Source organism: Actinomycetospora sp. C-140, from assembly GCF_054796175.1.
Genome location: NZ_JBTWNF010000004.1, coordinates 196,240 through 217,336 on the forward strand (window position 1 = coordinate 196,240; position 21,097 = coordinate 217,336).

The 21,097-nt window shown below is 76.3% G+C and carries 20 protein-coding genes and 1 pseudogene; 12 read left to right on the forward strand and 9 right to left on the reverse strand.

What is annotated here, in order from left to right; genetic code table 11:
• Positions 1 to 9: 9 nt before the first annotated feature.
• Complete coding sequence (locus tag ACR9E3_RS08840) at positions 10 to 984, forward strand: GlxA family transcriptional regulator (protein ID WP_460379861.1); 975 nt, start codon at positions 10 to 12, stop codon at positions 982 to 984.
• Positions 985 to 1,070: 86 nt separating this feature from the next.
• Entirely contained in the window at positions 1,071 to 1,613 is a 543-nt protein-coding gene (locus ACR9E3_RS08845; protein ID WP_460379862.1) for a DUF6790 family protein, read from the forward strand.
• Between the two features lie 28 nt (positions 1,614 to 1,641).
• On the opposite strand, the gene ACR9E3_RS08850 is transcribed toward ACR9E3_RS08845, so the two are convergent.
• From ACR9E3_RS08850 to ACR9E3_RS08875, 6 genes are all read right to left on the reverse strand, one after another.
• On the reverse strand, positions 1,642 to 2,115 hold the full coding sequence (locus ACR9E3_RS08850) for a hypothetical protein (RefSeq protein WP_460379863.1): 474 nt from the start codon (positions 2,113 to 2,115) through the stop codon (positions 1,642 to 1,644).
• A gap of 34 nt (positions 2,116 to 2,149) precedes the next feature.
• Positions 2,150 to 2,914: a DUF899 family protein gene (locus tag ACR9E3_RS08855; protein ID WP_460379864.1), complete on the reverse strand. Its 765-nt coding sequence runs from the start codon at positions 2,912 to 2,914 to the stop codon at positions 2,150 to 2,152.
• A 67-nt stretch (positions 2,915 to 2,981) separates the two neighbouring features.
• A complete protein-coding gene (locus tag ACR9E3_RS08860) occupies positions 2,982 to 3,341 on the reverse strand; it encodes an ArsR/SmtB family transcription factor (RefSeq protein WP_460379865.1) in 360 nt (119 codons plus the stop codon).
• A gap of 4 nt (positions 3,342 to 3,345) precedes the next feature.
• Positions 3,346 to 3,786: an SRPBCC domain-containing protein gene (locus ACR9E3_RS08865; RefSeq protein WP_460379866.1), complete on the reverse strand. Its 441-nt coding sequence runs from the start codon at positions 3,784 to 3,786 to the stop codon at positions 3,346 to 3,348.
• Between the two features lie 83 nt (positions 3,787 to 3,869).
• A complete protein-coding gene (locus tag ACR9E3_RS08870; protein ID WP_460379867.1) occupies positions 3,870 to 4,184 on the reverse strand; it encodes a hypothetical protein in 315 nt (104 codons plus the stop codon).
• A gap of 78 nt (positions 4,185 to 4,262) precedes the next feature.
• Positions 4,263 to 4,463 carry a hypothetical protein gene (locus ACR9E3_RS08875; protein WP_460379868.1) on the reverse strand — a complete coding sequence of 67 codons (201 nt, stop codon included), beginning with the start codon at positions 4,461 to 4,463 and terminating at the stop codon, positions 4,263 to 4,265.
• A gap of 197 nt (positions 4,464 to 4,660) precedes the next feature.
• Here ACR9E3_RS08875 and ACR9E3_RS08880 point away from each other — a divergent pair, with 197 nt between their 5' ends.
• From ACR9E3_RS08880 to ACR9E3_RS08890, 3 genes and pseudogenes are all read left to right on the forward strand, one after another.
• Positions 4,661 to 5,668 (forward strand): adenosine deaminase, encoded by a 1,008-nt coding sequence (locus ACR9E3_RS08880; protein WP_460379869.1) that lies wholly within the window; start codon positions 4,661 to 4,663, stop codon positions 5,666 to 5,668.
• Between the two features lie 114 nt (positions 5,669 to 5,782).
• Positions 5,783 to 6,211 (forward strand): annotated as a pseudogene (locus ACR9E3_RS08885) (MFS transporter); the annotation flags it as partial.
• 176 nt (positions 6,212 to 6,387) lie between these two features.
• On the forward strand, positions 6,388 to 7,380 hold the full coding sequence (locus ACR9E3_RS08890; protein WP_460380067.1) for an MFS transporter: 993 nt from the start codon (positions 6,388 to 6,390) through the stop codon (positions 7,378 to 7,380).
• A 4-nt stretch (positions 7,381 to 7,384) separates the two neighbouring features.
• Here the strand turns inward: ACR9E3_RS08890 and ACR9E3_RS08895 are convergent, their stop codons facing one another.
• A complete protein-coding gene (locus ACR9E3_RS08895; RefSeq protein ID WP_460379870.1) occupies positions 7,385 to 7,993 on the reverse strand; it encodes a TetR/AcrR family transcriptional regulator in 609 nt (202 codons plus the stop codon).
• 57 nt (positions 7,994 to 8,050) lie between these two features.
• Between ACR9E3_RS08895 and ACR9E3_RS08900 the strand changes: the two genes are divergently transcribed.
• From ACR9E3_RS08900 to ACR9E3_RS08915, 4 genes are all read left to right on the forward strand, one after another.
• Positions 8,051 to 9,220, forward strand: coding sequence for a thiolase family protein (locus ACR9E3_RS08900; protein ID WP_460379871.1), 1,170 nt, complete (start codon positions 8,051 to 8,053; stop codon positions 9,218 to 9,220).
• Positions 9,221 to 9,223: 3 nt separating this feature from the next.
• Complete coding sequence (locus ACR9E3_RS08905) at positions 9,224 to 9,592, forward strand: Zn-ribbon domain-containing OB-fold protein (RefSeq protein WP_460379872.1); 369 nt, start codon at positions 9,224 to 9,226, stop codon at positions 9,590 to 9,592.
• A gap of 80 nt (positions 9,593 to 9,672) precedes the next feature.
• Entirely contained in the window at positions 9,673 to 10,812 is a 1,140-nt protein-coding gene (locus ACR9E3_RS08910) for an NAD(P)H-dependent flavin oxidoreductase (RefSeq protein ID WP_460379873.1), read from the forward strand.
• On the forward strand, positions 10,809 to 11,963 hold the full coding sequence (locus ACR9E3_RS08915) for a CaiB/BaiF CoA transferase family protein (protein ID WP_460379874.1): 1,155 nt from the start codon (positions 10,809 to 10,811) through the stop codon (positions 11,961 to 11,963). Before ACR9E3_RS08910 ends, ACR9E3_RS08915 begins: the two co-directional genes overlap by 4 nt.
• A gap of 1,166 nt (positions 11,964 to 13,129) precedes the next feature.
• On the opposite strand, the gene wsfD is transcribed toward ACR9E3_RS08915, so the two are convergent.
• Both wsfD and cydD read right to left on the reverse strand, forming a co-directional pair.
• A complete protein-coding gene (wsfD, locus tag ACR9E3_RS08920) occupies positions 13,130 to 14,614 on the reverse strand; it encodes a glycan biosynthesis hexose transferase WsfD (RefSeq protein ID WP_460379875.1) in 1,485 nt (494 codons plus the stop codon).
• A 47-nt stretch (positions 14,615 to 14,661) separates the two neighbouring features.
• The gene (gene cydD, locus ACR9E3_RS08925) at positions 14,662 to 18,036 is read right to left on the reverse strand and encodes a thiol reductant ABC exporter subunit CydD (RefSeq protein ID WP_460379876.1); all 3,375 of its coding nucleotides are present in this window, start codon (positions 18,034 to 18,036) and stop codon (positions 14,662 to 14,664) included.
• A 231-nt stretch (positions 18,037 to 18,267) separates the two neighbouring features.
• On the opposite strand from cydD, the gene ACR9E3_RS08930 reads away from it, so the two are divergent.
• From ACR9E3_RS08930 to ACR9E3_RS08940, 3 genes are read left to right on the forward strand one after another with little or no spacing between them, the layout of a single operon-like run.
• Positions 18,268 to 19,656, forward strand: a complete 1,389-nt coding sequence (locus tag ACR9E3_RS08930; RefSeq protein WP_460379877.1) for a cytochrome ubiquinol oxidase subunit I — start codon at positions 18,268 to 18,270, stop codon at positions 19,654 to 19,656.
• 9 nt (positions 19,657 to 19,665) lie between these two features.
• Positions 19,666 to 20,730: a cytochrome d ubiquinol oxidase subunit II gene (gene cydB / locus ACR9E3_RS08935; protein WP_460379878.1), complete on the forward strand. Its 1,065-nt coding sequence runs from the start codon at positions 19,666 to 19,668 to the stop codon at positions 20,728 to 20,730.
• 13 nt (positions 20,731 to 20,743) lie between these two features.
• Complete coding sequence (locus tag ACR9E3_RS08940; protein WP_460379879.1) at positions 20,744 to 21,097, forward strand: hypothetical protein; 354 nt, start codon at positions 20,744 to 20,746, stop codon at positions 21,095 to 21,097.

Consider the following 21,097-nt stretch of genomic DNA (forward strand, 5'->3'; position numbering starts at 1 on the left):
GCTCGACGCGTGTCGCACCGCGTCGTCGCCCTGGCCCTGCCCGGGGTGTTCACCTTCGACCTGAGCAGCCTCGTGCAGCTGTTCGGCCACGCGCCCTCCCTCGAGGACGCCGGAGCCACGCCCTACACGTTCTCGGTCTGCGGTCCCGGCGCGGGCCGCGTCGCGACCGGCGACGGCTTCGACCTCTGGGTGCACGAGGGACTCGAGGCGCTCGAGGTCGCCGACACCGTCGCCGTGCCCGGCTACGCGCACGCATGGGACACGCAGCCCGCCGAGGAGGTCCTCGCGGCGCTGCGCCAGGCCGCCGAGCGCGGGGCCCGGGTGCTGTCGATCTGCGTCGGCGCGTTCGCGCTCGCCCACGCCGGGCTGCTCGACGGCCGTCGGGCGACGACCCACTGGTCCGTCGTCGACCGGCTCGCCGCGCAGTTCCCGGAGGTCTGCGTGGTCTCCGACCAGCTCTACGTCGACACCGGGGACGTCCTGACCTCGGCCGGCCTGGCCAGCGGGATCGACCTCGGGCTGCACGTGGTCCGCGCCGACCACGGCGCCGCGGTGGCGGCCGAGCTGGCGCGCTGGAACGTGGTGGCCCCGCACCGCGACGGCGCCCAGGCCCAGTTCATCGACACCGCGCTGCCCGACACGTCGGCCACGAGCATCGCCGCCACGTGCGCCTGGGCGCTGCGCCACCTCGACCGTCCGCTCGACCTGGCCGACCTCGCCGCGCACGCCGCGATCTCCGAGCGCAGCCTGCTGCGCCGCTTCCACGACGAGGTGGGGACCAGCCCCAAGCAGTGGCTGCTGCGCGCCCGGCTGGACCGGGCCCGGCGCCTGCTCGAGACCACGGACATGACGGTGCAGGAGGTCGTCCGGGCCGCGGGCTTCCCGTCGGCCTCCGCGCTGCGGAAGCGGTTCACGGACGGGCTGGGCACCACGCCGTCGGCCTACCGGGAGACGTTCCGCGCCCGCGCCGACACGATGGGGTGAAGTCCGGATCTTCGGCTGACAGGGTGATGCGCTGGGCCGATGAGGGGAACGTCCGTTCGCTGCCCTCCTCGTCCAGGAGCACTCTCGTGGGATTCTTCGCCTTCCAGTGGGCCGTCGTGATCGTCGGCTTCGGCCTGCACGCCGTCCTCGACCGCTCCGCCCACCGCCGCACCGGCGGTCGGGTCGCCGAGCTCGCCGCACTCTGGCTCATCGTCGTCATGGGCGCCTTCAACATCTTCGGCGGCGTCTTCCACGCCGGCCCGACCTCGTCGGACATCGCCGCCCAGATCGGCTACGCGCCCTCGATGTTCCAGTGGGAGGTGGGCTGGGCCGACATCGCGGTCGGGGTGGCCATGGTCGCCGTGGCGATGCGGCGCTTCCGCGGCAGCTGGGCCACCGCGACGCTGACCATCCTGTTCGTCTACTTCGTCGGTGACGGCATCGGTCACATCATGTCGCTGGTGGCCCACGGCAACACCGCGCCCGACAACATCGCGGCGCTGCCGGCCGACTTCCTGCTGCCCGTCCTGGCCTTCGTGCTGGTCGGCCTCGCCCGCCGCGCCGGCTTCTTCACCGACCGCGCCCTCACCGCCGCCGACGTCGCCGTGCCCGCCGCGGTCCGGGTCTGAGGCGTCGTCGTCCCGTCGGGCTCGACCGTCACGGCCGCAGCGCCAGCAGCTGCCGGGTGTGTCCGGGGAGCTCGACGGCGACGAGCCCCTCGAGGATGTCCGCGAGCGTCATCGTCCGGTCCACGAGGAGCTCCCCGTGCGACAGCAGGCGCGTCGGGACACCGGTGGCGAGCTCCGCGTCGGTCAGGGTGCCCGCACCGAGCAGGCACAGCGCGTCCCCCTGGCGCCGGATGCGCTCCCGCAGCCCCGGGCCGCTGCCGCAGAGCGCGACGAGGTGCCCGATGGTCCACGGGTCGAGGGCCAGCCGGTTGTCGTAGGTGGTGTGGCTGCCCGCGGTCACCGCCGCGACGGTGCCGAGGGTCGCTCCCGTCACGAGCGCGACGTGGGCGAGGATCTCGTCGGCGTTCCACTCGCCGTCCGGCGGGGGAGCGGACGTGCCGTCCACCGTGGCGGCGGCGTCGAGCAGGGCGTCGAACGCCTGCCGGAGCGGGTCGTCGGACATGGGGTCGTCCTCTCGGATCGGGCGGTCCTGGCGGTCAGGGGGCGGTGAGGTCGTCGGAGCGCCCGGTCGCGAGGCGGGGCCAGTGGGGGATGGGGCGTCCCTCGGGCCAGACGGGGACCGGCGGCCAGGCCGGCGCGCCGGCGTCGGTGCGCGTGTTCGTGCACCGGTCGGGCCAGCCCGGCGGCGAGTCCTCCCAGGGCTCCTGCCGGCCGTAGACGGTGAGGTCCATCAGGGCGAGGCTCGTGTCCGCCGCCTCGACGCCGCGGAAGGTCGTCCACCAGGTCTCGAACACGCGGTCGCCCGCCCGCAGGTAGCACACGAGGTGCATCAGCCCGGGCTGTTTCGGCGGGGGCAGGAGGCGCGGGAGCGACTCCTGGACGGAGTACCAGGGCATGTCCCAGCCCATGAAGTCGCGGTAGCGGGCGCTCTCGGCGTACGGACCCTGGCAGAAGGTCGCGTAGGTGATGTCGCGGGAGTGCAGGTAGGACGGCTCGGCGAACTGCGTGGTGACCCAGGTGCAGCCCTCGCACTGCTGCCGCGCCGGGGCGCCGTCGTGCCACATGAAGTAGTAGGCGATCAGTTGCCGACGGCCCTCGAAGGCGTCGAGCAGGGTGAGGCCGCCCCGGGGCCCGGTCAGGGGCGTGGCGGCGTCCACCTCGATCATCGGCAGCCGGCGGCGGGCCGCGGCGATCGCGTCGCCCTCGCGGGTGTGCGCCTTCTCGCGGACCCGCAGCCGGGCGATCTCGTCGTCGTAGGTGGCCCGGTCCGTGGTGGTGGGCAGGGGTGCGTCGTCGAGCACGGTGGTCTCCAGGTGGCGTGACGTGGGCAGGGGGCATCGCCGCGAGAGGTCGCGGGATGGAGGGGATCTACGGAGTGCCGGTCTCGGAGATCTCGGCGGCCTCGGCGAAGCGCCGGATCCGGGCCAGGCGCCGGTCCCAGTCGGCGGCGAGGGCGGTCATCCAGCGCGCCGTGGCGTCGAGGGAGTCGGGCCGCACGGTGTAGCGGACCTCGCGCCCGACCTTGGTGGCCTCGACGAGCCCGGCGTCGTCGAGGACGACCAGGTGCTTGACGACGGCCTGGCGGGACACGGGCACGTGCTGGGCGAGAGTGCTGGCGGTGGCCTGGCCGTGGCCGGAGAGCAGGTCGAGCAACCGGCGCCGGGTCGGGTCGGCCAGCGCGGCCAGGACGCCGTCGACCACCGCGGCGTCGGCCTCCGGCAGGGTCACGAGCTCAGGCCGCGTCGGCGCGGCGGGCGAGCGTGGCGACGCACTGCTCCCATCCGCCGGTGTGGTCGGAGATCACGTTCTCGCGGTTGTCCTCGGAGGTCGCGAGCGAGGCGAAGCCGCTCTCGACGACCCGCAGCCGGGTGCCCGCACCCTCCGGGGACAGGAAGAACTCCACCAGGGTCGAGTTCTCGTCCCGCAGGTCCTCGCCGGGGAACGCGCTCACCCACCGGTAGGCCAGGTAGGTCGGCGGGTCGATCTTCTCGACCCGCATCGGGAACGCGCCGTGCTCGGAGTGGCGGACGACCAGCGGCCCGGTCTCGGTGACCTGGGTGCCGCGCACGCCCTCGTCGTCGGTGGCCCAGAAGCCGGGCTCGGCGACGAGCGGCCACACCCGCTCGGGCGGCGCGGCGACGACGATCTCCCGCTCGATCCGGTCGATGCTCATGCTGGCTCCTCGGCTGCGGTTGGTTGCAACTTCAGAGTTGCACATCTGGCCGAGTCGTTGCAACTCTCGGGTTGCGGGTTGTTTCAGCGCTCCCGTTCCAGGTGCGCCTGGACGGCGTCCCCGGCCTCGTTGAGCCACCCCCGCTCCCGGGCCTTCGTGAGCATGCCGTCGAAGTCGGCGTCCCATCCCTCGGACACCCGCCCGGCCGCGAGCCGCCGCAGGGCGGCGACCGGGATCATCACGTGCTGCCGGTCCTCGGAGAGCTCGCCCGCGTCGTTCTCGGCCAGGACCCGGGTGATCGTGTCCGGCCCGAGGCGCTCCCAGTAGGACGCGTAGAGGTCGGTCACGACCTCGGGCTGCTTCAGCTCGACGCCGTCACTGGCGATCTCGAGGTACACGGTGCTCCTCCGGGTGTCGACGGGGTGTCGGGTCGCAGGGATACCCGTCCGGCCGCCGTCGCGCGACACCGGGTGCGCTCAGGTGCGGCCGCCGCCGCTGGTGCACGGCGCGACGGCCACCACGACGTCCGGGAGGTCGGCACCGTCCAGGTCACGCCGGCGACGGCACGCCTCGGCGTGCGCGCGCGAGACGTCGTCGTAGGGCCCGTAGCAGTCGGTCTCCCCTGTCTGCGGATCCCCGACGAGCACGACGTAGCCGTCGGGAGGTTCACCGGTCATCGCCGAACAGCGCTCCCCGGAGCCGTCACGGCTCCGTTCCGCGGGGTGCTCGACCCGCACCCGCCGGGGGTCCCCGACCCGTCGCGAGCGTGCTGCGCAGGTGTGTACACATCACGCCGCCAGACGTTCCGTACCCCGCCTCCGGGCCCGGTACACCGCGTCCCGGCCGCCGCTCCCGGATCCCTACGCTGCCGGCGGTGACCGTCGACCCGTTGTCCACCCCTCCGGCCGTCGAGCTGCACGTCCACGTCGAGGGCACGCTCGAGCCGGAACTGATCATGGACCTGGCCGGGCGGAACCACGTGGAGCTGCCCTACCGCGACCTCGACGACCTGCGCGCGCGGTACGCCTTCGACGACCTCCCGCACTTCCTCGCGCTCTACTACGCGAACATGGCCGTGCTGCGCACCGCGGACGACTTCGCGGCCATGACCCGGGCGTACCTGGAGCGCGCCGCCGCCGGCGGGGTCCGCCACGTCGAGCTGTTCGTCGACCCTCAGGCCCACCTCGCCCGCGGTGTCGCGCTCGAGGCCGTCGTCGAGGGGGTGGCGGGGGCCCTGGCCGACGCGGCGCCGGCACTCGGCATGACGACCGGGCTGATCGCCTGCTTCCTGCGCGACCGCCCCGCCGGCGAGGCCCTCGACGTGCTGCGGGCCCTGCTCGCCGCCGAGGCACCGCTTCTCGGGGTGGGGCTCGACAGCGCCGAGGTCGGCCACCCGCCCGGCGCCTTCGCCGCGGTGTTCGCGCTCGCGGCCGAGGCCGGGCTGCGCCGCGTCGCGCACGCCGGGGAGGAGGGGCCCCCGGCGTACGTGTGGGAGGCGCTGGACGTGCTGGGCGCGGAGCGCATCGACCACGGCATCCGCAGCCTCGAGGACCCGGCGCTCGTCGAGCGGCTCGTCACCGACGCCGTGCCGCTGACGGTGTGCCCGCTGTCCAACGTGCGGCTGCGCTGCGTCGACGACCTGGCCGGGCACCCGCTCGCCGACATGCTGCGCCGGGGTCTGCGGGTGAGCGTGCACTCCGACGACCCCGCCTACTTCGGCGGCTACCTCGACGACAACTACCGCGCGGTCACCGCGGCGCTCGGCCTCTCCCGTGACGATCTGGCGCGGCTCGCCCGGCACGGCGTCGACGCGGCGTTCGTGTCCCCTGCGCGGGCCGCCGAGCTCCACGCGGAGATCGACGCCTGGCGTCGGGCGGGCTGAGCGGTCCCGCGCCGCGGACGGGGGCGCCGCCTCACCCGCGACGGATGAGGGTCCGCCTCGCGCCCGTCCCGACGCTGGTCACGGACGGCGTCCCGCGGGAGGGAGGTGCCGCCGATGGCCACCCCGACGGGCACGACCGGGCGCGGAACCCGGTGGGCGCCGTTGCTCGCGCTCGGCGCCGCCCAGTTCCTGGTGGTGCTCGACACCTCGGTGATGAACGTGTCGATCAGTCAGCTGGTGGCCGACTTCGCGACCGACGTGACGACCATCCAGCGCGTCATCACCGTCTACACGATGGTCATGGCCGCGTTCCTGCTCACCGGCGGGACGATCGGCGACGCGCTGGGCCGGCGGCGGACGTTCGCCGCGGGTCTCGTCGTCTACGGCGTCGGCTCGGCGCTCACCGCCCTCGCGCCGACCGTCGGCGTCCTGACCCTCGGCTGGTCGATCATCGAGGGCCTCGGGGGCGCGCTCGTCCTGCCCGCGCTCGCCGCGCTCGTCGGCGGGAACTACGCCGCGGGCCGCGAGCGCACGCTCGCCTACGGCGTCGTCGGCGCGCTGGCCGGGGCGGGCATCGCGGTCGGGCCCCTGCTGGGCGGCTGGTGTTCGCCGGCGAGGTGGTCCTCGTGCTCCTCATCCTGCTCGGGCTGCGCCGGGTGGACGACGCTCCTCTCGACGGGCCCCGGCCCCGCGTCGACGTGGTCGGCGCCGGGCTGTCGGTGCTCGGTGTCGCGCTCGTCGTCCTCGGCGTCCTGCAGAGCACCGCCTGGGGCTGGCTGCGGCCGCGTGACCCGGAGGTCACCGTGCTCGGGTTCGCGCCCACGCCGTTCGTCGTCGCCGCCGGTCTCGTCGTGCTCGCGCTCCTGCGCACGTGGGTGCGGCGACGGGAGGCGAGCGGGCGGGACCCGCTCGTGCGCTGGGGGCTGACCGCGGTGCCGCCGCTGCGCGCCGCGCTGTGGTGCCTGCTCGCCCAGAACCTCGTCCTGCTCGGGCTCTTCTTCGCGATCCCGCTCTACCTCCAGGTCGTGCTCGGGCTCGACGCCTTCCAGACGGGCCTGCGGCTCCTGCCGATCTCGGCGACGATGCTGGTCACCGCCCTGGCCGCCCCGCGGCTCGCGACCGTCCTCTCGCCGCGGCAGGCGGTGCGCCTGGGCTTCGGCATCCTCGTCGCGGCCGTGCTGTGGCTGCTCGCGACCGTCGAACCCGAGCTCGACGACGCCGCCTTCGCCGGCGCGACCGCGCTGCTCGGGGTGGGGATGGGCCTGCTCGCCGCGCAGCTGGGCAACGTCGCCCAGTCCAGCGTCGGCGAGGACGACCGCGGCGCGGCCGGCGGGCTGCAGTACACCGCGCAGAACCTCGGCTCCTCGCTCGGCACCGCGTTCGTCGGCTCGGTGCTCATCGCGGCCCTCGGCGCGGCGGCGGCGCGCGGGGTGGGCGGCGACCCGCGCATCGAGGCGGACCTCGCCGGGCAGGTCGGGGTCGCGATCTCCCAGGGCCTCGACTTCGTCCCGATCGGTCAGGCCGGTGCGGCGCTCGCGGCCGCCGGTGTGCCGCCGGACCAGGCCGCCGCGGTGCTCGAGGCCTACGCCGAGGCCCAGCGGCAGGCCCTGCGCGCCGGCCTGCTCGCCGCCGCGGCGATCGCGCTCGCGAGCCTGTTCGTGACCGGGGCGCTGCCGAGCGCACGGGCCAGGCGTCGCGCGGGGGCGTCGTGAACGGCTACCGGGCCCGCACCCCCGCGAGGACCGTGTCGACGATCGTCACGACGTAGTCGTGCACGTGCTCGGACGACCGGTCGAGCAGGTGCTCCGGCGTCGCCGCGACGTGGTTGCGGACGGCGCCGGCGACCAGGTCGGCCACCAGCGCGACCGACGTCGCCGGGGGGAGCTCGCCCCGCGCGATCCCGCGACGGATCATCGCGCGCGTGGCGCGCACGTGGTCCGGGTAGGCGTCGTCCGCGAGCGCCGCGCGGATCTCCGGCACCCGGTGCGCGTCGGCGATCATCTGCTCGGTGAGCCGGCCCTCGGTCGTGGTCGCGAAGCGCATCCAGCTCTCGCCGAAGGTGATCAGGTCGGAGCGCAGCGCGCCGGTGTCGATGTCGGCGACGAAGCGGGCACGGTCGCGCACGGCGGCGACGAGGAGCGCGGCCTTCGTCGGCCAGCGCAGGTAGAGCGAGCCCTTCCCGATCGACGAGCGCCGCGCGACCTCCTGCAGCGAGAGCCCCGACCAGCCGCGCTCGGCGTAGACCTCGCGGGCGGCCGCGAGCGCCCGGCGATCGACCGCGGGGTCCCGGGGACGCCCCGATCGGCGTGCTGCGGCCCGGGTCACCCCACGCATCCTGCCAGCGGGATTACGGACGGCGACAGTCCGGAATAGGGTGCCGGCATGACGCGGCTCGACGTGGCCATCGCCGGCCTGGGCATGACCGAGACGGGGAAGGTCTACGGGCGCAGCGCCGCCGACTTCGCGGCCGAGGCCGTCACCGCCGCGGTCGCCGACGCGGGCCTCGGGCTCGCCGACGTCGACGGCCTCCTGGTCAACCCGGGCATCGGGGGCGGGCTCGACGTGCGGCTCGCGAAGGCCCTCGGGCTGGGCGACCTCGCGCTCGCGGCGCAGATCCAGTCCTTCGGGGCGAGCGCGGCGGTGATGGTGCAGACCGCGGCGCTGGCGATCGAGGCCGGCGCCGCCGAGGTCGTCGCCTGCGTGTTCGCCGACGCGCCGCTGCGCGAGGACCGCGGCGCGGGCGCCGCGTACGCCGACCCGACCGTCCGGCGGCGACCGGGCCTCGAGGGCCTCCCGGCGGCCGCGGGGCTCGTCGGCCCGACACCGCACTACGCGCTCGCGGCCCGCCGGCACATGAACCACTACGGGACCACCTCCGAGCAGTTCGGCGCGGTCGCGGTGAGCACCCGGGCGTGGGCGGCGCGCAACCCCCGCGCCCAGATGCGCGAGGAGATCACCGTCGCCGACCACCAGGCCTCGCGCTGGATCGTCGAGCCCCTGCACCTGCTCGATTGCTGCCTGGTGTCCAACGGGGCGGCCGCCGTGGTCGTCACCGGCGGGGCCCGCGCGCGCGGCGGACCACGGCCCGCCGTGCACGTCCACGGGTTCGGTCAGTGCCACCCCGGCTACACCGAGCACGCCGGCTCGGAGTTCGGGCTGGTCACCGGGGCGGCGGCCTCGGGGCGGCGCGCGTTCACCATGGCCGGCGCCGGACCGTCCGACATCGACGTGCGGGAGATCTACGACTGCTACACCTACACGACGCTGGTCTCGCTCGAGGACTACGGCTTCTGCGCCAAGGGGGAGGGCGGCGCGCTCGCCGAGACGGGCGCGCTCGGCCCGGGCGGCGACCTGCCGACCAACACCGGCGGCGGCCAGCTGTCGGGCTACTACCTGTGGGGCATGACGCCCCTGACCGAGGCCGTGCTGCAGGCCCGCGGCGAGGCCGACGAGCGCCAGGTCGACCGGCACGACCTCCTCCTCGTCTCCGGCAACGGCGGCGTCCTCGACCACCACGCCACGCTCGTGCTGAGCCCGCACCCGAGGAGCTGACCGATGAGCTTCCCGTTCGCCCTGACCCGCGACGACCGCTCCGCGGCCTTCTTCGACGCGCTGGCCGACGGCCGCCTGCTGCTGCGCCGCGACCCGGCGTCGGGGGCCCTCCACGGCCCCGCCGCGAGCGATCCCGCCCTCGCGTGGGTCGAAGCGGGCGGCGAGGGGACGGTGGCGTCCTGGGCGGTCGTGCACGCCCGCGACGCCGACCCGGTGCTGGTCGGCATCGTCGAGCTCGACGAGGGCCCGTGGCTGCGCACGCGGCTCGTCGGCGTCGACCCGGGCGACGTCCGCGACGGCCTGCGCGTGCGCGTCACCCCCGTCGTCCCCGGGCAGGACTCGGAGCCGATCCCGGCGTTCACGCCGGTCTGAGAACGCCTCCCACTTCCGGACGCCCGCCGTCCGGAATACGCTCACAGGCGGCAGGAGACCTCCACGACCAGGGGCGTGCTGTGATCCAGACCAAGCTGACGGACCTGCTCGGCGTCGAGCACCCGATCGTCGGGTTCAACCGCTCGCCGGCGGTGGTCACCGAGGTCAGCCGCGCCGGGGGCTACGGCGTGCTCGGTGCCGTCGCCTACACCGCCGAGCAGCTCGACGCGCAGCTCACGTGGATCGAGGAGCAGCTCGACGGCCGCCCGTACGGCGTGGACCTGCTGGTGCCCGAGAAGACCGCAGCCGCCGACGCCGCGGATGTGGTGGCGTCGTTGCGCGCCCAGATCCCCGCGGAGCACCTGGCCTTCGTCGACGAGCTCCTCGCCCGCTACGGCATCCCGGTCGCGGCGGACGCGGGCCGCGGCGACGAGGTCGTCGCCGGCATGAGCCGCGCCGGCGCGGAGGCCCAGCTCGACGTCGTGTTCGCCCACCGTCCGACGCTGGTCGCGAACGCCCTCGGCGCCCCGCCGCCGCACCTGGTGGAGCGGGCGCACGGTGCCGGGATGGCGGTGGCCTCCCTGGTGGGGGCGCGCCGGCACGCCGAGCGCCAGCTCGCCGCGGGGGTCGACGTGCTGGTCGCGCAGGGCACCGAGGCGGGCGGGCACACCGGGACGGTCGCGACGACGGTGCTGACGCCCGAGATCGTGGACGTGGCGCGCGGGAAGCCGGTGCTCGCGGCCGGCGGCATCGCCTCCGGCGACCAGATGGCCGCCGCGCTGGCGCTGGGCGCGTCCGGGGTGTGGTGCGGGTCGGTGTGGCTGGCGAGCCACGAGGACGTCGCCCCGGAGTCGGTGAAGCGCAAGTTCCTCGCCGCCGGCAGCTCCGACACCGTCCGGTCCCGCGCCCGCACCGGCAAGCCGGCCCGGCAGTTGCGCACCGCGTGGCACGACGCGTGGGAGGCCGACGGTGCGCCGGCTCCGCTGCCGATGCCGCTGCAGCCCCTGCTGACCCAGCGGGCCTTCACGAGCATCGACGCCGCCGCCGAACGGGGTCACGAGGGCGCCGGGGCGCTGCAGTCGTTCTTCGTCGGCCAGGTCGTCGGCGCGTTCGCCGAGCTGCGCGGCGCCGGCGAGATCACCCGGGACATGGCCCGCGGCTGCGAGGAGCGGATCGCCGCCCTCGCGACCCTCGTGCGGGCGGGGGCACCGTCGTCGTGACCGCGCAGGGCCCGCTGGCGGACGTGCTGGTCGTCGAGCTCGGCCAGGCGATCTCCGCGCCGCTGGCGACGCGCCACCTCGCCGACCTCGGAGCACGCGTGGTCAAGGTCGAGAACCCGGCGATCGGCGACACGTCCCGGCACTACGACGAGGCGGTGCACGGGATGGCCGCGCACTTCGTCTGGCTCAACCACGGCAAGGAGTCCGCCGCGCTCGACCTGACCGACCCGGCCGACCGCGCCGTGTTCGACGCCCTGCTCGAGCGTGCCGACGTGCTGGTGAGCAACCTCGCCCCGGGCGCCCTGGCGCGTCTCGGGCTGGCCCCGGACACCCTGGCCGAGCGGCTGCCGCGCCTGGTGATCGTGGACATCTCGGGCTACGGGGTCGGCGGCCCGATCGACCACAAGCGCGCCTACGACCTGCTCGTCCAGGCCGAGGGAGGGTCGTGCGCGCTGACCGGGGTCCCCGGGGCACCGGCGAAGTCCGGCATCCCGGTCGCGGACATCGCGACCGCGCTGTACGCGTACTCGGCGGTCCTCGCGGCGCTCTACGACCGCGGGCGGACCGGGCGGGGGACCGTCGTACCCATCGCGATGCTCGACGTCGTCGCCGAGACCATGGGGTTCGCCCTGAACCAGGTCCTCTACGGCGGCGCGGAGCCCCGGCCCGTCGGGATGGGGTCGCCGATGGTCGCGCCGTACGACGCCTACGCCACCGCCGACGGGCACACCGTGGTGCTCGGCACGTCGAGCGACCGCGAGTGGCAGCGTCTCGCGCACGACATGCTCGAGCGTCCCGACCTCGCCGCCGACCCCCGCTTCGCCCGCAACGCCGACCGGGTCGCGCGACGTGCCGAGCTCGACGCCGTCCTGTCCGCGTGGTGCGGGCGCCTCGACCTGGCCGAGATCCAGCGGCGGGCGGACGCCGCGGGGATCGGCAACGCCCGGCTCAACGGTGTGCGGGACCTCGCCGGGCACCGGCAGCTGGGCGAGCGCGGCCGGTGGCGGGAGGTCGGGTCACCGGTCGGACCCGTGCACGCGCTGGTCCCGCCGGCGCTGGGCCGGGGATGGCCGGTCGCGGACGGGCCCGTCCCGGCGCTCGGCGAGCACACCGACGCCGTCCGGGACGAGTTCGGGCGCGGCGACGGGTGAGCCGGGGCGCGGTGCCGGCGACACCGACACCGACACCGGGCCGGCGGCGAGGGCCGAGGCCACCGCCCACGCCGCGAACGGCACCGCCGCGGCGCCGAGGGTGAGGTCGAGGTCGGTCGTGGGCCCCTCGACGACGCGCCGGGCGAGCGAGAGCACCGTCGGCGCGACGAGCACCGCGGCGCAGGCCCACCCGACCTCCTCGACCGACGAGGGCCGGACGACGTGCAGGGCGACCAGCAGCAGCGCCGTGACGCCCAGCGCGATGACGACGAAGCCGAGCGTGATCGCCCGGTCGCCGGTGACCTTCGCGACGGTGTGCAGCGGCGAGAAGCGGGCGACACCGCCGAGCAGGAACGGGACCACCAGGGCGACCCACACCAGCAGCGCGCACCCGCCGGCCACCGCCGCCCGCCGCGCGCCCGCGGACACCGCGACGGCCGCGACCACGATCACCACGACGAGGATCATGTGCGGCCGCGTGCACGTCGCCACCCCGAGCAGGAGCGCGGCGCCGGCGAGGGGCCACGGCGACCGGCGCGGAGCGGCCGCCAGGGTGACCGCGGCCGCCGCGGCCGCCGGGACCGCGCCGGAGACCAGGTCGTCGCCGATCGCGAACTCGCGGATCACCTCGAGCCCGCCGAGGACGGTGAGCACCCACAGCACCGTCGGCCCGGGACGCAGCCGCCGGCCCCCGCTCAGGACCGGGAGCAGCAGCAGCGCCCACGCGAGGTTCTGCCACCCGGCGTCACCGGTGAGCCACCAGAACGGGGCGGCGAGCAGGAGCGCGCCGGGCAGCGGTGTGATCGGGTTCCCGAGGTAGGTCGTCGCCGTGTAGGGGTAGTGGCCGCCCGCGAGCTGCGCGAGCGCGACATCGAGCGCATCGGCCCGGTCGCTGCCCACGCCCAGGGCATCGCGGTACGCCGGGGGCACGCCGACCACCAGGACGAGGACCAGCGCGACCGCACCCGCGGCGGCGAGCAGCGTCAGCACCCGGGGCGGGAGGTGCGCGACCAGATCGGTGATCAGCGGCAGCGCGACGAGCACGGTGAACGCGGCGGCCAGCGTGTAGCCCACGGCCCCGGGCGCCCCGCCGAGGTTCCACGCGGTGTGCCAGGAGACCACCGCGAGCAGCGCGGCGAGGGCCGCGGACGGCGGCCACCACGCCCTCACCGCGCGGCCCGCCCCGCCGCCACGAGATGGCGGACGCCGGCGCCGAGCGCGCCGAGCAGGCAGAGGCCCGCCACGACGAGGAGGTACGCGGCGAGCCACACGTGCTTGAAGATCTCGAAGTAGCCGTCACCCAGCACCGCCGCCGCGACGAGCCCGAGCGCGGTGACCGCGGCGAGGCCGGCGGCCACGCACCAGCGGGCCGCCGCGGGGACGCGGCGCCGCCACGCCACCGTGCTCGCCGCCGCACCGAGCGCGAGCGCCGTGAGCGCGGACGGGAACCACGACGGACCCGGGGTGGCGTCGAGGACGGCCCGCAGATCCGGCTGCCGGGCGCCGGACCACCCGGGGTCGCCGCCGCCGGGCGGGGTGAGCCGCGCCGGGTCGCCCGGTCCGGCGGCGAGGTAGGGCAGCTCGGCACCGGCCGTGGCCTGGAGCCCGACGCCGACGGCCCGCAGCAGTGCCGCGGGATGGCGGACCAGCGCGGCGTAGGCGGCGTCGCGGGTGGCGTCGGGCTCGTCGCGGACGGCGCGGTACCACCAGTCCGCGGTCGGTCGCGGGGGTCCGTTGAAGAACCCGTTGCCGGTGACGGCCGCGGCCTCCGGCGGGAGCCCGAGCTCGGTGGTGGCGGCGGGTCCGAGCTCGGTCAGCGCCAGGGTGGCGACGATGTCGTGGACGTTCGCGCCCTCGTACACCTTCTCCTGGAAGTGCACCGCGCCGGCCACCGGAACGGCGGCCGCGAGGACGGCCAGGGTCGCGGCCACCGGCCCCACCACGTGCCACGGGCGGCGCCGGCCGACGGCCGTCACCGCGCACACCGCCACGGCGACGACGAGCACCGGGAGGTAGGCGACCTTGGCCGTCCCGGCGACGGCACCCCCGACCGCGACCAAGGACAGCGCCGCGATGCGGGGGCGGCGGTCGGCGCGGTCGGTCACCAGCAGCGCCGCGACGCCGCACGCCACCGCGAGGCCGCCGAGCAACCCGGCAGGCTCGGCGTAGGTGGAGAGGAAGAACCGCGTGAACGGCGCGAGGGCGAGCGGCGCGACCGGGACCAGCACCACCGCCGCGCGCCACGGCCCGCCGGCCGCGGCCGCCCACGCGGCCACGGCCACGACGGCGCCGACCAGCACGGCGTAGCACCAGGCCACGGCCGCCAGCGACATCGCACCGCCGGGGCCCAGCGCCGCGGCGGTGCGCAGCACGAGCGCCGCCGACGACGGCGTCGACATGCCGCAGATCGGGTCGCCCACCGCGAAGTCGGTGACGACGCCGCCCTTCCAGGCCGCGAGCCGGTCGAGGGTGCGCGGGATCATCCCGGCGCCGCAGTAGAGCCGGAAGCCGTCGCCGTTGTCCTCCACCCCGAACGCGCGGCCCGCCGGCAGGCCGAGCGTCAGGACGACGATCGACGTCGCGACGACCCCGGAACCCAGGGTCACGAGGCGACGCAGACGGTGCTCCCGCATGCCCGCACCCGTCGCCACCGGGCCCATCGTGCCGGGTGGTGTCGCGGCGCCTCACCCGACCCGGCTCACCGCGCGGACAGGCGCACCACCGGCAGCGCGGGGAACTCGTCGGGCCGGTGGGTCACGACGATCGCGGTACGGCCCCGGCTGAGGTCGTCGATCTCCCGGGCGAGCGCGCCGGACGTGGCCGCGTCGAGGTGCGCGGTCGGCTCGTCGAGCGCGAGCACGGGGCGGTCCGCGAGCAGCACCCGCGCCACGGCCAGCCGCTGGCGTTCGCCGCCGGACACCGGCCCGCCGTGCTCGCCCAGCGGGGTGTCGAGGCCGTCGGGCAGCGCGGCGAACCACGCGCCGAGGCGGGCCCGGCGCACCGCGTCGACGAGGTCGTCGTCCGTGGCCTCCGGCCGCGCGAGCCGCAGGTTCTCCCGCAGGGTGCTGTCGAACAGGTGCGCGCCCGGTCCGGACCACCCGAAGCGCTCGCGGACGTCGTCACCGGCCATGCCCGCGGTGTCCTCGCCGTCGAGGCGGACGGCGCCGTGGGTGGGGGCGAGGGTGCGCAGCACGGCGGCGAGCACCGTGCTCTTGCCCGCGCCCGAGGGTCCCGCGAGCACCATCCGGTCCGCGCTGCCGAGGGTGAAGGACACCCCGTCGACGGCGTCGCGGTCGGCGCCGGGCCAACGGACGCCGAGGTCCGAGACGGCGACGCCCGGGTCGGCCGGCGCCGGGACCGGTGCCGAGGGGTCGGTCACCGGCGCCGGGCGGCGCTCGAGCTCGGCGAGACGCCGCGCGGCGGGGTGGGCCTCGGCCAGGTGGGCGGCGGCGTCGGGCAGGCCCGCGACGAGCTCGGCGGCGGCGAGCGGGGTCAGGGCGAGCACCGCCAGCGAGGTCGGGGCGATCGCGCCCGCGCCGAGCGCCACGACGCCGAGCGCCGCGCACGTCGCCGCGGTGAGCCCGATCCCCAGCACCGTCACCGCGGCGCCGAGTCCCGCGGCCCCGGCCTGACGGCACGCCAGGCGGGCCAGCCCGGTGTCGAGCCGGCGCAGCCGGGCGCGCCGGTCGTCGGCCGCGCCGAGCACGAGCAGGTCCGCGGCGGCCTCGAGCAGCTCGAGCGTGCCGACCGCGACGGCGGACCGGGCACCGGCGGTCGACCGGGCGGCGCGGCGGCCCGCGAGCATCCCGAGGGCGGGGGCCAGGACGCCCGCCACCAGCAGGCCGACCGCGAGGACGACCGCGGCCGCGGGCAGGATCGCGGCGAAGAGCGCGACCAGCCCGAGCCCCACCAGCAGCGCGCTCGCTGCTGGCACCACGGCCCGGACCACCACGTCCTGCTGGGCCTCGACGTCGGCGGTGAGCCGGGCGAGGAGATCCCCGCGGCGCTGCCGGGCGCTCGCGGCGGGCCCCAGTCGCACGAGGGCGGCCCACACCCGCACCCGGAGATCGGCGGCGAGGCGCAGCGCGACGTCGTGGGTGGCGAGGCGTTCCAGGTAGCGCAGCACGCCCTTGCCCAGCCCGAAGGCGCGGACGCCGGCGATCGCGACCATGAGCGTGAGCACCGGCGGGTGCAGCGCGGCGGCGGAGATCAGCCAGGCCGAGGCCGCGGTCAGCGCGACCGCGCAGGCCAGCGCCCCGGCCCCGAGGGCGACGGCGAGCGCGAGCCGGCCCAGGCGGGGGCGGACGGCGGCGGCGAGCCAGGACCGTCGCGGTGGACGTGCCCGCGCGGCGTGCTCGGCCTGCTCGGCGTGCTCGACGGGGACGGGTGCGGCCGCGGGGGTGGTGCGTGGCGTGGCGGCCGGGAGGTCGAGGGCCGGTCCGGCCGCCGGCGCGGGCGCCGCGAGCTCCACCACCCGGTCGCACACCGCGAGCACGGCCGGGCGGTGGCTGACGACGATCGCGCTGCGCCCGTGCAGCGCGGCGGGCAGGGCGCGCAGCACGGCGGCCTCGGTGGCGGCGTCGACCCCTTCGGTCGGCTCGTCGAGCACGAGCAGCGGGCGGTCCAGCAGCAGGGCCCGCGCCAGCGCCACACGGCGCCGCTGGCCCGTCGACAGCCCCGCGCCGCCCTCGCCGACCGCGGTGTCGAGCGCGACGTCGACCCGGGCGGCCCCGGCCGCCCGGCGCATCGCGGCGTCCCCGGCCGCGGGGGATCCGAGGCGGATGTTCTCGGCGACGGTCCCCGCGAGCAGCACCGGACGCTGGGGCACCCACGCCACCCGCGCCCGCCACGCGTCGGGGTCGACGCCGGCGAGGTCCGCCCCGCCGACCGTGACGCGCCCGCGGTCGGGGCGGCGCAGGCCGAGCACGAGGTCGAGCACCGTGGACTTGCCGACGCCGCTGGGTCCGGTCAGGCCCAGCGTCTCGCCGGGGCGGACGACGAGGTCACGCCCCGTCAGCACCGGGCCCGCGCGTCCGGCCACGTCGACGTCCTCGAGCCGCACCGGGACGCGGGCGGGGTTCGGCGCCGGGTACCGCCCGGTCGCCGGCGGCCCGGCCGGTGCCGTCGCGAGCACGCCGAACACCTCGTCGGCCGCGGCGAGACCCTCGACGGCCTCGTGGAACCGGGCGCCGACCGCCCGCAGCGGGAGGTACACCTCGGGCGCCAGGATGATCACGAGCAGGCCGGTCGCGAGGTCCAGCCGCCCCTCGACCAGGCGCAGGCCCACCGCCACCGCGACGAGCGCGACCGAGAGGGACGCCAGCACCTCGAGCACGAGCGCCGAGAGGAACGCGACCCGCAGCGTGCGCATCGTCGTGCGCCGGTACTCGTCGGCGACGCGGCGCAGGCGGGCGGTCTGGGCGCCCGCCCGCCCGAAGGCGACCAGGACGTCGAGGCCCGCGACCAGGTCGAGGAAGTGGTGGCCCAGCACGGCCAGGGCCCGCCAGCGCCGCCGGGTGTCGGCGCGCGTGCGCAGGCCGACCAGCACCATGAACAGGGGGATCAGCGGCACCGTCACCGCGATGATCGCGGCCGCGACCCAGTCGGCGACGAGGATCCGGACACCGACGAGCAGCGGCACCGTGGTCGCGAGCAGCAGGGTGGGCAGGTAGCGGCGCAGGTAGCCGTCGAGGGCGTCGACCCCGCGCGTGGCGAGCGTGCCGAGCTCCCCGGTGGACGGCAGCCGCGGGTCCCGCGGGCCGAGGCGCAGGACGTGGTCGACGAGGTCGGCGCGCAGCTGGGTGGTCACCCGGGCGCTCGCCCGCACCCCGGCCGCCTCGACGGCCCAGGCCAGCAGGGCACGGCCCGCCACGACGGCCGCGAGCCCGACGACGAGCGGCGCCAGCACGGCGAGCCCCGCGCCGCCGAGGAACGCCGCGGCGACCACGCGGGAGATCAGGTCGGCCTGGGCGACGAGGAGCCCGGCCGCGGCCACCCCCGCCGCGGCGGTGAGCACCACGAAGGTGCGGGCGGGGCGGACCCGGCGCAGCAGTCGGGGGTCCAGCGGCCGCATGCCCGGTCAGCCCTCGGCGTGGTGATCGGCCCCGGTCATCCCGGCAGCGTGGGACGTGACCCGTCCCGCGCGGATCACCCGCGCGTGGTGAGGCTCCCGGCCTCCGGGTCCTCGACGCGCCGTGCGACACCCCGGTGTCGGACGCCCGCGGGGACGCCACGAGCGCCGGCGCGGCGCAGCTCGCCCGCCACGGGTGAGGCCGCGGGCGCGGGAGTGGCGCACGGTGCCGCCGTGTCCTCCGTCGACCTCGCCCGCCTGCAGTTCGCGAGCACGTCGATCTACCACTTCCTGTTCGTGCCGCTCACCATCGGCCTGGCGCTGATCACGGCGGTCTTCCAGACGCGCTGGCACCGGGGCGACCGCGACGACGACCTCCGGCTCACGCGGTTCTTCGGCACCCTGCTCGTCATCAACATCGCCGTCGGCGTCGTGACCGGGCTCGTCCAGGAGTTCCAGTTCGGGATGACGTGGTCGGGCTACGCGCGGTTCGTCGGCGACGTGTTCGGTGCCCCGCTCGCGATGGAGGGGCTGGCCGCGTTCTTCCTCGAGTCGACGTTCCTCGGCCTGTGGTGGTTCGGCTGGGACCGGCTCTCGCGGCGGGTGCACCTCGCGACCATCTGGGCCGTCGCTGTGGGGAGCACGCTCTCGGCCGCGTTCATCATGGCCGCGAACTCCTGGATGCAGTACCCCGTCGGCTACGTGATCGACGCCGGGACCGGGCGGGCGCGGCTCACGGACATCGGCGCCGTGCTGACCTCGCCCGTGTTCCTGCGCAGCTTCGTGCACGTCCTGCTGGCCGCCCTGGTGACCGCCGCCGTGGTCGTGCTCGCCGTGTCGGCGTGGCACCTGCGCCGCGCGTCGAGCCCCGAGGTCTTCGCGCGTTCGGCCCGGGTCGCGCTGGTCGTGCTCGCGCCCGCGGTGGTGCTCAACCTGCTCGTCGGCAGCGAGCTCGGGGTGACCGAGGGCGAGTTCCAGCCGGTGAAGATCGCCGCGGCCGAGGCCCAGTGGACCACCTGTCAGCCGTGCTCGTTCTCGCTGTTCCAGGTCGGGGGCGGGACCGCCGACAAGGACCCCACCAAGCTCATCCAGGTGCCGCACCTGCTCTCGGTGCTCGCCACCAACTCCTGGGACGGGAAGGTGGTCGGGCTGAACGACCTCCAGGCGCAGTACCAGGCGCGGTACGGCCCCGGCGACTACATCCCGAACGTCTTCGTCCAGTACTGGTCGATGCGGGTCATGGCCTACCTCGCCGGTCTCGTCGCCGTGCTCGCCGTGTGGGGGCTGTGGCGGCGCCGGCGCCTCGAGAGCTCGCCGTGGTTCCTGCGCGCCGCGATCTGGGCGCTGCCGCTGCCGTTCGTCATCAACACGGCCGGCTGGATGCTCACCGAGAACGGGCGCCAGCCCTGGATCGTCCAGGGCCTGCAGCTCACCCGGGACGCCGCGTCGCCCTCGGTGGGTGCCGGGGCCGTCATCACCAGCCTGGCGGTCTTCGTCCTGCTCTACGGCCTGCTCGCCGTGGTCGCCTGGACCCTGATGTTCCGCCACGCGCGCCGCCCCCCGCCGGCGGTCGACGTCCCCGACGACGCCGCGGACGCCCCGGTGCCCGCGCCGAGCTACTGAGAGGCCGACGTGATCCTCGCCGACGTCTGGTTCGTCGCCCTCGCCGTCGTGTGGGTGGGCTTCCTGGTGCTCGAGGGGTTCGACTTCGGCGTCGGGATGCTCCACGGGTTCGTCGGGCGCGACGAGGCGGGGCGGCAGGAGGCGATCGGGACCATCGCGCCGGTGTGGGACGGCAACGAGGTGTGGCTGGTCCTCGCGGTCGGCGGGACGTTCGCGGCCTTCCCCGCCTGGTACGCGACGATGTTCTCCGGCTTCTACCCGCTGGTCCTCCTGGCCCTGGTCGGGCTGATCGTGCGCGGGGTGTCGTTCGAGTTCCGGGCCCACGCGGAGAGCGACCGCGGCCGCCGGGTCTGGAGCGCGGCGCTGACGACCGGCAGCCTCGTCACGCCGCTGGTGCTCGGGATCGCGCTGGCCGACCTCCTGCACGGCGTGCCGATCGACCCGGCGCAGGAGTTCGTCGGCGGGCCGGGCGACCTCGTGGCCCCGTACCCCGTGGTCACCGGGCTGACGATCACGCTGCTCTGCCTCGTGCACGGCGCGGTCTTCCTCGCCCTGAGGGCCGGCGGCGACGTGCGGCGCCGAGCGACCAGGACCGCGGCGCTCCTGGCGCCGGTCGGCGCCCTCGCGGTGATCGTCTTCGCGGTGTGGACGCGCGTCGGCTACGGCCACGGCGTGCCGGCCGCGGTGGTCGAGCTGGTCGCGGTGCTCGCCGCGCTCGCCGCGGCCGGGCTGGCCTGGGCGGGCCGGTGGGGCGGGGCGTTCGCCGCCACGACGCTCACGATCGCGGCCGTCGCCGGGTCGCTGTTCGCCGAGCTCGCGCCGCGGGTGATGGTCTCCAGCCTGGGCCCCGCCGGGGACCTGACGATCGCGAACAGCTCGTCGTCGCCGTATGCGCTGACGGTGATGACCGTCGTGCTCGCCGTCCTGCTGCCGGTGGTCCTGCTCTACCAGGGCTGGACCTACGTCGTGTTCCGGCGCCGACTCGGACGCCCCGCACCGGCCGCTCACCCGCCGCGGGCGATGCCGCCCGGCGACCAGGACGGGAGCGTCGGGGACGACACCGTGCACCGATGAGGGAGGCAGCACCGTGCCCGACACCACCTCGACGTCCCGTCGATCCGGCCCGACCGGGCTGCTCGTCGGCGGCGCCGTCCTCACCGCCGCCGGCGGGATGCTCGCCGCCGTCGGGACGGGTCTCGTCGCCGCCGCGGCCCTGAGCGCCGCGCGGCGCTGGCAGCGCGCCACCGAGATGACACCCGTCCAGCTCGCCCGCCACGCGGCGTCGGCGACCCTGGCCGGGGCGGGGGCGGGCGCGCAGGCCTGGCGCCGGCCCGCCGACGACGTCAGCCTCACCGCGCTGCTCGCCTCGGCCGCCGACGGCGCGCGCCGGGTGCCGGCGCAGCGGCCGGGCGGGGCCCGCAACGCGCCGGTCTCCGGCTGA